This is a genomic window from Streptomyces sp. NPDC002690, from assembly GCF_053592415.1.
Genome location: NZ_JBSFVR010000043.1, coordinates 1 through 13,351, shown reverse-complemented (window position 1 = coordinate 13,351; position 13,351 = coordinate 1). Strand labels below are relative to the sequence as shown.

Annotated in this window: 13 protein-coding genes; 9 read left to right on the top strand and 4 right to left on the bottom strand. The window is 74.2% G+C overall.

Annotated elements, in window-relative coordinates; translation table 11 throughout:
* Positions 1 to 11: 11 nt before the first annotated feature.
* Together ACWD3D_RS08870 and ACWD3D_RS08865 are read right to left on the bottom strand one after the other, a co-directional pair.
* Entirely contained in the window at positions 12 to 1,154 is a 1,143-nt protein-coding gene (locus tag ACWD3D_RS08870; protein WP_451460213.1) for an NADH-quinone oxidoreductase subunit D, read from the bottom strand.
* Between the two features lie 39 nt (positions 1,155 to 1,193).
* Entirely contained in the window at positions 1,194 to 2,165 is a 972-nt protein-coding gene (locus ACWD3D_RS08865) for an SAM-dependent methyltransferase (protein WP_451460212.1), read from the bottom strand.
* Between the two features lie 118 nt (positions 2,166 to 2,283).
* Between ACWD3D_RS08865 and ACWD3D_RS08860 the strand changes: the two genes are divergently transcribed.
* The gene (locus ACWD3D_RS08860) at positions 2,284 to 3,483 is read left to right on the top strand and encodes a sensor histidine kinase (RefSeq protein WP_451460211.1); all 1,200 of its coding nucleotides are present in this window, start codon (positions 2,284 to 2,286) and stop codon (positions 3,481 to 3,483) included.
* Positions 3,484 to 3,518: 35 nt separating this feature from the next.
* Positions 3,519 to 4,196: a response regulator gene (locus tag ACWD3D_RS08855; protein ID WP_451460210.1), complete on the top strand. Its 678-nt coding sequence runs from the start codon at positions 3,519 to 3,521 to the stop codon at positions 4,194 to 4,196.
* A gap of 45 nt (positions 4,197 to 4,241) precedes the next feature.
* Here the strand turns inward: ACWD3D_RS08855 and ACWD3D_RS08850 are convergent, their stop codons facing one another.
* Positions 4,242 to 5,354 carry a DUF5937 family protein gene (locus ACWD3D_RS08850; protein ID WP_451460229.1) on the bottom strand — a complete coding sequence of 371 codons (1,113 nt, stop codon included), beginning with the start codon at positions 5,352 to 5,354 and terminating at the stop codon, positions 4,242 to 4,244.
* Between the two features lie 104 nt (positions 5,355 to 5,458).
* On the opposite strand from ACWD3D_RS08850, the gene ACWD3D_RS08845 reads away from it, so the two are divergent.
* The gene (locus ACWD3D_RS08845) at positions 5,459 to 5,635 is read left to right on the top strand and encodes a hypothetical protein (RefSeq protein WP_451460209.1); all 177 of its coding nucleotides are present in this window, start codon (positions 5,459 to 5,461) and stop codon (positions 5,633 to 5,635) included.
* A 36-nt stretch (positions 5,636 to 5,671) separates the two neighbouring features.
* Here the strand turns inward: ACWD3D_RS08845 and ACWD3D_RS08840 are convergent, their stop codons facing one another.
* The gene (locus ACWD3D_RS08840) at positions 5,672 to 6,817 is read right to left on the bottom strand and encodes a threonine aldolase family protein (protein WP_451460208.1); all 1,146 of its coding nucleotides are present in this window, start codon (positions 6,815 to 6,817) and stop codon (positions 5,672 to 5,674) included.
* A 192-nt stretch (positions 6,818 to 7,009) separates the two neighbouring features.
* On the opposite strand from ACWD3D_RS08840, the gene ACWD3D_RS08835 reads away from it, so the two are divergent.
* From ACWD3D_RS08835 to ACWD3D_RS08810, 6 genes are all read left to right on the top strand, one after another.
* A complete protein-coding gene (locus tag ACWD3D_RS08835; RefSeq protein WP_451460207.1) occupies positions 7,010 to 7,990 on the top strand; it encodes a Rossmann-like and DUF2520 domain-containing protein in 981 nt (326 codons plus the stop codon).
* Positions 7,987 to 9,057, top strand: a complete 1,071-nt coding sequence (panC, locus tag ACWD3D_RS08830; protein WP_451460206.1) for a pantoate--beta-alanine ligase — start codon at positions 7,987 to 7,989, stop codon at positions 9,055 to 9,057. The genes ACWD3D_RS08835 and panC overlap by 4 nt, the downstream gene beginning before the upstream one ends.
* Positions 9,054 to 10,757: an L-aspartate oxidase gene (locus ACWD3D_RS08825; protein ID WP_451460205.1), complete on the top strand. Its 1,704-nt coding sequence runs from the start codon at positions 9,054 to 9,056 to the stop codon at positions 10,755 to 10,757. The genes panC and ACWD3D_RS08825 overlap by 4 nt, the downstream gene beginning before the upstream one ends.
* 102 nt (positions 10,758 to 10,859) lie before the next feature.
* Positions 10,860 to 11,906 (top strand): carboxylating nicotinate-nucleotide diphosphorylase, encoded by a 1,047-nt coding sequence (nadC, locus tag ACWD3D_RS08820; protein WP_451460204.1) that lies wholly within the window; start codon positions 10,860 to 10,862, stop codon positions 11,904 to 11,906.
* Complete coding sequence (locus tag ACWD3D_RS08815) at positions 11,906 to 12,703, top strand: type III pantothenate kinase (protein WP_451460203.1); 798 nt, start codon at positions 11,906 to 11,908, stop codon at positions 12,701 to 12,703. The genes nadC and ACWD3D_RS08815 overlap by 1 nt, the downstream gene beginning before the upstream one ends.
* 171 nt (positions 12,704 to 12,874) lie before the next feature.
* A partial coding sequence (locus tag ACWD3D_RS08810) for a hypothetical protein (protein WP_451460228.1) occupies positions 12,875 to 13,351 on the top strand: 477 nt, incomplete at its 3' end.

Genomic DNA, 13,351 nt, shown 5'->3' with positions numbered 1-13,351 from the left:
GCGTCCCCCGACTACTTGTCGATGTCCCCGACGACGAAGAAGAGCGAGCCCAGGATCGCGACCATGTCGGCGACCAGGGTGCCCGGCAGCAGTTCCGTCAGCGCCTGGATGTTGTTGAACGAGGCGGAGCGGAGCTTCAGCCGGTACGGCGTCTTCTCGCCCTTGGAGACCAGGTAGTAGCCGTTGATGCCGAGCGGGTTCTCGGTCCAGGCGTAGGTGTGGCCCTCGGGGGCCTTGAGCACCTTGGGCAGCCGCTGGTTGATCGGCCCGGGCGCCAGGGTGTCCATCCGGTCCAGGCAGGCGTCCGCGAGGTCCAGCGCGTTGACCGTCTGCTCCAGCAAACACTCGAAGCGGGCCAGGCAGTCGCCCTCGGTCCGGGTGACCACCTTCAGTACGTCCGCCAGTTCCCCGTACGCGAGGTACGGGTCGTCGCGCCGCAGGTCGAAGTCGACACCGGAGGCACGGGCGATCGGTCCGGACACGCCGTACGCGTGCACCGCCCCGGCGGTCAGCACCCCGACGTCACGGGTGCGGGCCCGGAAGATCTCGTTGCCGAGCACCAGGTCCTCGTACACGTCCATCCGTGAGCGTACGGAGGCCACCGCGTCCCGCGCCCGGCCGAGCCAGCCCGCCGGGAGCTCCTCCTTGAGGCCGCCGACCCGGTTGAACATGTAGTGCATCCGGCCGCCGGAGACCTCCTCCATCACGGCCTGGAGCTCCTCGCGCTCCCGGAACGCGTAGAACATCGGTGTGATGCCGCCGAGTTCGAGAGGGTACGACCCGAGGAACATCAGGTGGTTGAGGACCCGGTTCAGCTCCGCGAGGAGGGTCCGCGTCCAGACGGCGCGTTCGGGGACCTCCATGCCGAGCATCCGCTCGACCGCCATCACCACACCGAGTTCGTTGGAGAACGCCGACAGCCAGTCGTGACGGTTGGCGAGCATCACGATCTGCCGGTAGTCGCGGGCCTCGAAGAGCTTCTCGGCGCCCCGGTGCATGTAGCCGATGACGGGTTCGGCGCTGAGGATGCGCTCGCCGTCCAGGACCAGCCGCAACCGGAGCACACCGTGCGTGGAGGGGTGCTGCGGACCGATGTTGAGCACCATGTCGGTGCTCTCCGCCGCGCCACCGATGCCGACCGTCGTCTCCGTCATGCGGCCCAGTATTCCTTGCGCGCGGACGGGCGGTCCCGCTCACCCCACCCGCTGCACCAGCCACCCGAAGTCGCCGAGGCCACCGCGCGCGGTGAGTTCGGCCGCCTCACCCGCCGACGCGAGCGCCCGGACGTACCCGGCGGGGTCGGTGGAGGCCATCGCCAGCGGCGGCCGGCCACCGGTGACGCCGAGCCGGCCCAGCGCGGTGCGCTGGTCGACGAGTTCGGGCCCCGGGCCGCCGTGAGGCGTCCCGGCGGCGGCGCAGGCGTCGAGGGCGACGTGGGCGGTCAGGTCGCAGGAACCGTCCGGCACCGGGGCCACCTCGCGGCCGGCCCGGAAGCCGGTCAGGGTCCCGAACGGCGGCCGGGCGCCGCGCAGGTGCGCGTAGTCCGCGGCCACCGCGCACCCCGCCGCCAGCGAGCCGACCGCCTCGGCCCACGCCAGATCGCGGGGCAGCCCGATCTCGGCCCGGTCGCCGGGGGCGCCCGGTGTCCACCAGCGCTCCAGCCACCGCGCGTCCGCGCCGGACACCGGATCTCCCAGCCGCTCCGCGCCGTCAGAGGCCCGGACCAGGACGTACCGGGCGACGCCGTCCGCGTCCACCTGGGCGACGTCGAGCGGCACGTTGTCCAGCCACTCGTTGGCGAACAACAGCCCGGTGACGCCGCGGGGCAACCGCTCGCACCACTCGATCCGGTGATCCAGGCCGGGCGGACGGTCCGCGAGCTCGACGGCGTACGCGGTGACGGTCAGCCCCGCCGGGGCGGCGGCCAGCACTCCGGCGGCCAGCTCCCCGCGCCCCGCGCCCATGTCGACCAGGGCGACGGTGTCCGTCCCCAGCTCCGCCGCCGTACCCGCCAGCAGCCGGGCCACCGCCGCGGCGAAGAGCGGGGACGCGTGCACCGAGGTACGGAAGTGCCCGGCCGGCCCCTCCGGCCTCCGGTAGAAGCCCCCGTCGCCGTACAGGGCGGCCCGCGCCGCCGCACCCCATCCGAGCCATTCGTCCGTCACGGGCCAAGTCTCCGGCATCGGTCTCCGGCATCTCTCCACCTTGGGGAGTACGGGCCGAGGGAGCGGATCGCCCCTCCGGCTGACCCGGGCACCCCGCGCTCTTCCCTACGCTGGCAAGGTGCAGCGCCTCTACGATTTCCTCCGCAGACACCCGACGGGCGTCGACTGCTTCTGGGCCGTCGTCCTCCTCGGGCTCTCCGCGGCGGCCTTCGTGGCCGAGCCCCCGGCAGGGCTGCGGGAGCGGGTCTGCACGGTGCCGGTCATCCTGGGGCTCTGCGTCGTGGTGGCGCTGCGTCGCCGGATGCCGGAGCGGATGCTGCTGCTCGCCCTCGGCATCGGGATCGCCCAGCTGGCGCTCGGTGTCGAGACGGGAATCGCCGACTTCGCCCTGCTGGTGATCATCTACACCGTCGCCGCCTCCGGGGAGCGCTGGGCGTCCCGGCTGGCGCTGGGCTGCGGCCTGCTCGCCGCCGGGCTCTCGCAGGCGCGCTGGCCGGAGGAGCAAGGCGGCTGGGCCCAGCAGGCCTTCGTGGTGGTCGTGCTGACCGTGCCGTTCGTACTCGCCTGGGTGCTCGGCGACTCCCTGCGGACCCGGCGGGCGTACTTCCGGGCGCTGGAGGAGCGGGCCGCCCGGCTGGAACGCGAACGCGAGGCCCAGTCCAAGGTCGCCGTCGCGGCCGAGCGCGCCAGGATCGCCCGCGAACTCCACGACGTCGTCGCCCACAACGTCTCCGTGATGGTGGTCCAGGCCGACGGCGCCGCCTATGTCATGGACGCGGCGCCCGATCAGGCCCGCCAGGCCCTGGAGACCATCTCCACCACCGGCCGGCAGGCCCTCGCCGAGATGCGCCGACTGCTCGGCGTGCTGCGCACCGGCGACTCCGAGGCGAGCCGCGAGTACGTCCCCCAGCCCGACGTCGAGCAGATCGACGAACTCGTCGCCCAGGTCCGCAAGGCGGGCCTCGCGGTGGACTTCACCGTCGAGGGAACCCCGCGCCCCCTGCCCAGCGGCGTGGAACTGACCGCGTACCGCATCGTGCAGGAGGCGCTCACCAACACCCGCAAGCACGGCGGCCCCGACGCCGGGGCCAGCGTGCGGCTGGTCTACTTCGACGACGGTCTCGGACTGCTCGTGGAGGACGACGGACGCGGCGCCCCGCACGAGCTGTACGAGGACGGCGGGGCGGACGGCGCCGGCCACGGCATGATCGGCATGCGGGAACGCGTCGGCATGGTCGGCGGCACCCTCGACGCCGGACCGCGCCCCGGCGGCGGCTTCCGGATCAGCGCGCTGCTCCCGCTGAAACCCGCCGCGTGACCCCCCTACCTCCTACCGGACAGGACCCCCGACCCATGGCCGCCATCCGCGTGATGCTCGTCGACGACCAGGCGCTCCTGCGCACCGGCTTCCGGATGGTGCTCGCCGCGCAGCCGGACATGGAGGTGGTCGCCGAGGCGGGCGACGGCGCCGAGGCGATCGAGGTGCTCCGCGCCACCGCCGTGGACGTCGTCCTGATGGACGTCCGCATGCCCAGGCTGGACGGGGTGGAGGCGACCCGCCGCATCTGCGCACAGGAGAATCCGCCGAAGGTGCTCATCCTGACCACCTTCGACCTGGACGAGTACGCCTTCACCGGCCTCAAGGCCGGGGCCAGCGGCTTCATGCTCAAGGACGTGCCGCCCGGGGAACTGCTGAACGCGATCCGCTCGGTGCACAGCGGGGACGCCGTCGTCGCGCCGTCCACCACCCGGCGGCTGCTGGACCGGTTCTCCCCGATGCTGCCGAGCACCACCTCCGAGCCCGGTGACAAGCGCGTCGAGCGGCTCACCGAACGGGAGCGCGAGGTGATGCTGCTGGTCGCGCAGGGGCTGTCGAACGGCGAGATCGCGGGCCGGCTGGTGCTCTCGGAGGCCACCGTGAAGACACACGTCGGCCGCATCCTCACCAAACTCGGACTCCGCGACCGGGTCCAGGTCGTCGTCATGGCCTACGAGTCGGGGCTGGTCAGAGCGGGCGGTGGCGGGCGCTGACCCACCCCGCCGTGCCCCCGGTCACCGCGGTACGCCTCGCGGCGGTCACCGCAGCACGCCTTCCAGGAAGTCGGTGCCGAGCCTGGCGACGACCGTCAGATCCAGCTGGTGCAGTACGTACCGGCCGCGCCGTCGCGTGGTGACCAGGCCCGCCTTCTTCAGCACCGACAGGTGCCGGGAGACCTCCGGGGACGTGATGCCGTGCGCGTCGGCCAGCTCGCCGGTGGTGTGCGGGGAGCGGGCCAGGTTGCGGCAGAGCCGCAGCCGCAGCGGATGGGCCAGCGCCTCCAGACGCAGCCGGACGAACTCCACCGAGGCGGGCGAGGGCAGCTCGGGCCGGTGCACCGGATAGAGGATCACCGGCCGCCAGCCGGGAGCGTGCCCGATCATCATGTGCGGCCAGCCGAAACCGGTGGGGACGAGGGTGATGCCGGGCTTCACCCCGGGGCCGGTCGCGGTCGTGCGGGCCGCGTTCAGCTTGTCGATCACGATCCGGTCGCCCTCCTCGCTCAGCGAGAGCGCCGCCGAGACCGCGCCGACCGCCTCGCCGAGTCCCTTGCGGCGGAGCACCTCCGTCTTGTGCCGGGCGTCGGCGACCAGCGGGACGCGCGCCCGGTTCCAGGTGTCGGCGAAGAACGCCGCCTCGCAGTCCTCGAAGAGCCGGCGGAGCCAGGCGCGCACCGAGCCGGGGTCGGCCAGCAGCCGCTCGGTGAACTCCGTCTGGCGCGGGCCGCGCGCGGCGGCCATGTCACGGGCCCGCTCGCGTGCCGCCGCGTCCGTCAGCGGGGAGCCCGTGCACGCGCCGTGGAACGTGCAGGAGGTGAACTCCAGGGCGGCCGAAACGAACCGCTCGTCGTCCAGGCGGTCCAGGATGTCCAGGTCCTCGGCGAGGGTGGCACCGGGATGGCCGCCGCCGCCCGCGACGCCCGCGAACGGCAGGAAGATGTCGGAGAAGGTGTTCCGCCAGAGGAACTCCCCCTCGTGCAGCCGGTCGGCGAGGTCCGGCGGGAGCGCGGCGGCGGTCGCGGTGACCCAGCCGTGCAGACCGGGGTGGTGCCCCGGCTCCGAGAGCGCGTGCAGGGCCGTACCCAGCTCGGCCAGGGGCGAGGTCTCGAAGACGATTGCGTCGGCGGGCAGCCCGGCGATGTCGATGGTCACGCTCACCCGACCATGGTGCGGGGTGCCCGGCCCCGCGTGCACATCGCTTGACGGGGGCCGTCAATCGACGCGCGGTGCGGGGTGGGGCCGCGCAGGCTGAAGCCATGGACGCGATACAGCAGCAGATGTACGACACCTGGCGTGCGGCCCGCGACGGCGAACGCCCGCCACCCCTGCCCGGCACCCACGACCGGGACGTCCTGCGCGACCTCCGCCGCCGGTACCGCGCGCACCGCGAGGCGGAAACCCGCAGGCGGGACGTGGCCTGGCCCCGGTGGTGACGGCGGCGGGCCCGCCCCGCCCCGGTGTGAGGGGGATCAGCCCAGGCGTGCGACGAACGCGCGCACCGCTTCCGCCACGTCCTCGGCCGTCCACTCCAGCCCCGGCGCGTTCACGGTGACCTCGGTGTACGCGACCCCGGGCGGCAACTGGGAGCCCGCCGACCAGCGCCGGAAGAGCGTCACGCCCGTCTCCTCGGCCTGGCGCACCGAGGCCTCGTCCAGCACCTCGGTGGAGTACGGCAGCCAGAGGTGGAACTGGTGGGTGTGCGGGGGCTCGGGGCGCAGCCGGAACCACGGCACCGCCGACTCCTCGAACGCCTCCGCCAGCGCCGCGGCGACCACCTTGGCATGGGCCACGTAAGCGGGCAGTCGGGGCAGCTCGTTCTCCAGGCCGATGAGGGCGGCGAGCGCGGCCGGGTACTGCTGGAAGAGCTGGCCGCCGTAGCGGTGCCGCCAGGTGCGGGCCTCCTCGACCAGCGTCCGGGGACCGGCCAGGGCCGCACCGGACATGCCGCCGAGCGACTTGTAGAAGGAGACGTAGACGCTGTCGGCCAGGCCCGCGATCTCCGGCAGCCCGCGCCCGAAGTGCTCGGTGCACTCCCAGAGCCGGGCGCCGTCCAGGTGCACCACCGCGTCCCGCTCCCGGGCCGCCGCCACGACCTCGGTCAGCTCCTCCCAGGTCGGCAGCACGAAACCGGCGTCCCGCAGCGGCAGCTCCAGCATCAGGGTGCCGAACGGTTCCGCGAAGTCGGCGACCTCCTCGGCGGTGGGCAGCCGGGGCGCGGTCGTCGGGTACACCGTCCGCAGCCCGCTCACCGCGCCGAGCGCCCCCCGCTCGTGCACCTCGGGGTGGGCGAGCGGGTGCAGGGCGACGGTGGCGTTGCCGGTACGCGCCGCCCAGCACCGCAGCGCGACCTGCTGGGCCATCGTGCCGGTCGGGAAGAACGCCGCAGCCTCCGTGCCCAGCAGCCCGGCCACCCGGTTCTCGACCTCGGCGACGACCCCGTCGCCGTAGATGTCGGCCGGTTCGTCCGTGTCGTACACCGATCCGGCACCCGCCGCGAGGGTGGCCAGCTGGTCGCCGAGCGTGCCGTCCGAGGAGGTGCGCGCCAGGATGCGGTGCGAGGCCTTCCAGGCGGTCAGCCTGCGCTGCCGCATCTTCTGTTCGTCCGTTGCTGCCATGCGACGATCATCGCCCGCCCGGTCCGAGCCGCCCACCCGGGGGTTTCGCGGGCGGTCGCGGAGCCCTCGGCGCCGGGCGTGAGAAGTTACCCACAGGCTGTGGACGGAGCGGAGCCGGGGCAGGGCGCTGGCGTAGCATGCAGAGGAATCGTCCGGTACCCCCCGCGGACTGGAACGGAAGGCCGTAGCCGCGTGAACACGACATCCCCGAGAGACCCGGCAGATCCCCTCGACGCCAGGGACCGCCCCGCCCGCCTCGCCGTGGGCGTCGTGGGAGCGGGCCGCGTCGGCCCCGCCCTCGCCGCCTCGCTGCAGCTCGCCGGCCACCGCCCGGTAGCCGTCTCCGGTGTCTCCGACGCCTCCCGCCGCCGGGCCGCCGCCCTGCTGCCCGACGTGCCGCTGGTGACGCCCGCCGAGGTCCTCGCCCGCGCCGACCTGGTGCTGCTCACCGTCCCCGACGACGCCCTGCCCGGCCTGGTCCAGGGGCTCGCCGACACCGGCGCCGTCCGGCCCGGCCAGCTCCTCGTCCACACCTCGGGCCGGTACGGCACCCGGGTGCTGGACCCGGCGCTGCGCGCCGGAGCGCTACCGCTCGCGATCCACCCCGCGATGACCTTCACCGGTACGCCCGTGGACGTCCAGCGCCTGGCCGGCTGCTCCTTCGGCGTGACCGCGCCCGACGAGCTGCGGCTCGCCGCCGAGGCCCTCGTCATCGAGATGGGCGGCGAGCCCGAGTGGATCGAGGAGCACGCCCGCCCGCTCTACCACGCGGCGCTCGCCCTCGGCGCTAACCACCTGGTCACCCTGGTCGCCGAGTCGATGGAGCTGCTGGCCAAGGCGGGGGTCACGGCCCCCGACCGGATGCTCGGCCCGCTCCTCGGCGCCGCGCTCGACAACGCCCTGCGCTCCGGCGACGCGGCCCTCACCGGCCCGGTGGCGCGCGGCGACGCGGGCACGGTCGCCGCGCACGTCGGTGAGCTGCGCGCGCACGCACCGCAGATGGTCGCCGGGTACCTCGCGATGGCCCGCGCCACCGCCGACCGGGCCCTCGCGCACGGTCTGCTCAAGCCGGAGTCCGCCGAGGATCTGCTCGGCGTGCTCGCGGACGGCACGGGCCGTACGGCCGGTACCGCGCACACCGACGACGACGGAGAGCCGGGAGAATCCCGATGAACGCCACACCCGCCCCCGCGCCGGCCGGCACCGCCGTCCTGCTGCACACGGCCGAAGCGCTCCGGGCGCTGCCCCGCCCGACCGGTGCCCGCCGCGTGGTCGTCATGACGATGGGCGCGCTGCACGACGGCCACGGCACGCTGGTCCGGGCCGCGCGCGAGGCCGCGGGACCGGACGGCCAGGTCGTGGTCACCGTCTTCGTGAACCCGCTCCAGTTCGGCGAGGCCGCCGACCTGGACCGCTACCCGCGCACCCTGGAGGCCGACCTCGCGGTGGCCTCGGCGGCCGGCGCGGACGTGGTCTTCGCGCCCTCGGCCGAGGAGGTGTACCCGGGCGGCGACCCGCAGGTCCGGATCACCGCCGGACCGATGGGCGAGCGCCTCGAAGGCGCCTCACGCCCCGGGCACTTCGACGGGATGCTCACCGTCGTCGCCAAGCTCCTCCATCTGACCCGCCCGGACGAGGCGCTCTTCGGGCAGAAGGACGCCCAGCAGCTCGCGCTCGTCCGCCGGATGGTCCGCGACCTCAACTTCGGCATCACGATCACCGCCGTCCCCACCGTCCGGGACGCCGACGGTCTCGCCCTCTCCAGTCGCAACCGGTTCCTGTCCCCGGTCCAGCGGCACACCGCCCTCGCCCTGTCCGCCGCCCTGTTCGCCGCCCGCGACCGGCTCGCCGCCCAGCACGCGCTGCGCGAGCGCGCCCTGGCGACCGGCGGCCTGGTGCGCGACGGCCGCGACGGTCCCGCGCACACCGGCACCGACCGGGTCGCCGGGCTCAACGCGCTCGGCGAGTCCCGCCTCGCCGCCGACGCCCAGGCCGTGGCGCTCGCGCCGCACGGCAGCACCGCCGAGGCCGTCCGGGCCGCCGCGCGTACCGTCCTGGAGGACGCCGCACACGCGGCGGAGCCGCTCGTACTCGACTACCTCGCCCTGGTGGACCCGGCCGACTTCACCGAGGTCCCCGACGACCGGGACGGCGGCCAGGCCGTCCTCCTCGTCGCCGCGCGGGTCGGCGACACCCGTCTGATCGACAACATCCCCCTCGACCTCGGAGCACTCTCGTGACCGGAATACGGCTGACCGCCCCCGAACCCGGCTGGTCCATCGACGCCGACGTCGTGGTCGTCGGCTCCGGCGTGGCCGGGCTCACCACCGCCCTGCGCTGCGTCGCCGCCGGACTCGACACCGTCGTCGTCACCAAGGCCCGCCTGGACGACGGCTCCACCCGCTGGGCCCAGGGCGGCATCGCCGCCGCGCTCGGCGAGGGCGACACCCCCGAACAGCACCTCGACGACACGCTGGTGGCAGGCGTGGGGCTCTGCGACGAGCCGGCCGTGCGCACCCTGGTCACCGAGGGCCCCGGCGCCGTGCGCCGGCTCATCGAGACCGGGGCACACTTCGACACCGACGGGAGCGGCGGCGTCGCTCTCACCCGCGAGGGCGGCCACCACCGGAACCGGATCGTGCACGCGGGCGGCGACGCCACCGGCGCGGAGGTCTCCCGCGCCCTGGTGGAGGCGGTACGCACCCGGGCGCTGCACACCATCGAGAACGCCCTGGTCCTGGACCTGCTCACCGACGCCGAAGGCCGTACGGCCGGCGTCAGCCTGCACGTCATGGGCGAGGGCCAGCACGACGGGGTCGGCGCGGTCCACGCACCCTCGGTGGTGCTCGCCACCGGCGGCATGGGCCAGGTCTTCTCCGCCACCACCAACCCGCCGGTCTCCACCGGCGACGGTGTGGCGCTCGCACTGCGGGCCGGAGCCGAGATCTCGGACCTGGAGTTCGTCCAGTTCCACCCCACCGTCCTCTTCCTGGGCGCCGGCTCCGAGGGCCAGCAGCCGCTGGTATCGGAGGCGGTCCGCGGCGAGGGCGCGTACCTCGTGGACGCCTCCGGCACCCGCTTCATGACCGGACAGCACGAGCTGGCGGAACTCGCCCCGCGCGACATCGTCGCCAAGGCCATCACCCGCCAGATGCAGTTGCACGGCACCGAACACATGTACCTCGACGCCCGGCACTTCGGCGCCGAGATGTGGGAGCGGCGCTTCCCCACCATCCTGGCCGCCTGCCGCGAGCACGGCATCGACCCGGTCACCGAGCCGATCCCGGTCGCGCCCGCCGCCCACTACGCCTCCGGCGGCGTCCGCACCGACCTGCGCGGACGCACCACCGTGCCCGGTCTGTACGCCTGCGGGGAGACCGCCTGCACCGGAGTGCACGGCGCCAACCGCCTCGCCTCCAACTCCCTGCTGGAGGGGCTCGTCTTCGCCGAGGGCATCGCCGCCGACATCGCCGAGCGCCGCCCCGCCCGCACCGAGGCGGTCCGCCCCGAGGGCGGCCCGCGCGTCGCGCTGCTGGCCCCCGAGGACCGTACGGCGATCCAGCGCGCCATGACCCGGGGCGCCGGGGTGCTCCGCTCCGCCGAGAGCCTGGCCGCCGCCGCCCGGGAGCTGGAGGCGCTGCACGCCGGCGCCACCGAGTCCGGGGCGGGTGCCCAGAAGGCCGCCGTACCGGGGGTCGAGGCGTGGGAGACCACCAACCTCCTGCTGGTCTCCCGGGTCCTGGTCGCCGCCGCGAGCGCCCGCACGGAGACCCGCGGCTGCCACTGGCGCGAGGACCACCCCGAACGCGACGACACGGACTGGCGCGCCCACCTCGTCGTACGCGTCGGAGAAGACCGGACGCTCTCCGTGCGCCGCACGGCGGGCGCCGACTTCGACCCCGTGGCCCCGGAGAGCCGGCCGGACGACCGCACCGCCTGACCGCACCGCCTGACCGCACCGGACCGACGCGCGCCGGCCCGACCGCATTCCCGCACCATCACCGCCACCGCACCGCCAGACGCCCCCCGAGGAGCCGCAACCGTGAGCACGCCCGAAGAGAACCGCCCGACACCGGTGGACGTTCCGCTGATCCACATCGGAGCCCCCGCGGCGTCCGCCGGCGGCTGCGGCGACGACTGCGGCTGCGCCTCGGACGACTACGACCCGGACGCCCTGGAGTGCGGGCTCGACCCCTCTCTCGCCGCGCTGCTGGCCGAGGCCGGACTCGACCCGGTCCAGGTGGAGGACGTGGCGCACGTCGCGATCGAGGAGGACCTCGACGGCGGAGTGGACGTCACCACCGTGGCGACCGTCCCCGAGGACGCCGTCGCCACCGGTGACTTCACCGCCCGTGAGGCCGGTGTCGTCGCGGGCCTGCGCGTCGCGGAGGCCGTGCTCTCCATCGTCTGCACCGAGGACTTCGAGGTCGAGCGCCACGTCGAGGACGGCGAGCGCGTCGCCGCCGGGCAGAAGCTGCTGACGGTCACCACCCGCACCCGCGACCTGCTCACCGGCGAGCGCGGCGCCCTCAACCTGCTCTGCCGCCTCTCCGGCATCGCCACCGCCACCCGCGCGTGGGCCGACGTCCTGGAGGGGACGAAGGCCCAGGTCCGCGACACCCGCAAGACCACCCCGGGGCTGCGCGCGCTGGAGAAGTACGCGGTCCGCTGCGGCGGCGGCGTCAACCACCGGATGTCGCTCTCCGACGCGGCCCTGGTGAAGGACAACCACGTGATCGCGGCCGGCGGCGTCGCCGAGGCGTTCAAGCTGGTCCGTGAGGAGTTCCCCGACCTGGCCATCGAGGTGGAGGTCGACACCCTCCAGCAGGTCCGCGAGGTGCTGGAGGCCGGTGCCGACCTGATCCTGCTGGACAACTTCACCCCCGGCGAGACCGAGGAGGCCGTCGCGCTCGTCGCCGGGCGCGCGGTGCTGGAGTCCTCCGGCCGACTCACCCTGGACACCGCCCGCGCCTACGCCGACGCCGGCGTCGACTACCTCGCCGTCGGCGCGCTCACCCACTCCTCGCCCATCCTCGACATCGGCCTGGACTTCCGCGAGGTCCCCGCCACCGGCGAGGCCGACGCCTGATGCTGCTCACCATCGACGTCGGCAACACCCACACCGTCCTCGGCCTCTTCGACGGCGAGGAGATCGTCGAGCACTGGCGGATCTCCACCGACTCCCGCCGCACCGCCGACGAACTGGCCGTGCTCCTCCAGGGGCTGATGGGCATGCACCCGCTGCTCGGCGTGGAGCTGGGCGACGGCATCGAGGGCATCGCGATCTGCTCCACGGTCCCCGCCGTCCTGCACGAGCTGCGCGAGGTGACCCGCCGCTACTACGGCGACGTGCCCGCCGTCCTCGTGGAGCCCGGCATCAAGACCGGCGTACCGATCCTGATGGACAACCCCAAGGAGGTCGGCGCCGACCGCATCATCAACGCGGTCGCGGCGGTCGAGTTGTACGGGGGCCCGGCGATCGTCGTCGACTTCGGCACCGCCACCACCTTCGACGCGGTCTCCGCGCGCGGCGAGTACACCGGCGGTGTCATCGCCCCGGGCATCGAGATCTCGGTCGAGGCGCTCGGTGTGAAGGGCGCCCAGCTCCGCAAGATCGAGCTGGCCCGCCCGCGCAGCGTCATCGGCAAGAACACCGTCGAGGCCATGCAGGCGGGCATCGTGTACGGCTTCGCGGGCCAGGTCGACGGCGTGGTCGCGCGGATGAAGCGCGAGCTGGCGGACGACCCCGACGACGTGACCGTCATCGCGACCGGGGGCCTTGCTCCAATGGTGCTGGGCGAGGCCTCCGTGATCGACGAGCACGAGCCCTGGCTGACCCTCATCGGGCTCCGCCTGGTCTACGAGCGGAACGTCTCGCGGCTGTAGCCGTGAGGCGTCGTCGCAGCCGTGCACCCCGGCGCACCTGCGACGACGCCTCACGGTGGCGGTGCGCCCGCACCGGGAACGCGCCGCGCCACATGTGACCAGTTAAGAGGATTTTGTCCCTTTAGCACGTACTGTCGCGCCATGCCCACGCCCTACGGATCACGAGGCGGCATGGCGTTCGGTGCGGACGAGCTGCGGGTACTCCGACGCGCTCTCGCCGTTGCCCTCCACCCCATGCCCTTGCCCGACGAGGATGTCCAGGACTGCCTGCGGCTCGCGGGAGCGGTGGACGACGCGGTCGGTGAGGCGGGCCGGCTCCGCGCGTTCCTGCTAGCCGACCTCGCCCGCTACCGCGCCGCCCTCCCCGGCTCCGTCAGCGGCTACCTGGAGCTCCTCCAGGACGCGCTGGCCGCCGGTTACGACCCCCGGCCGGACGATCTCGCCGCCCTGCGGGCGCTGCGCGGCAGACCGGTCGCGGCGGCGCTCCTGGAACGCTGCCAGGTGCTCGCCGAACGCTCGGTACGAGCCCGCCTGGCGGGCCGTACCGCGTCGCTCACCGCCCCGGGGCCCCGCAGCCGGCTGCGGGCCCTGCCCGGCGGTCGCGCGGCCGGGCCCGGACGCGGATCTCACCGACCGTCTTCAGGGAGG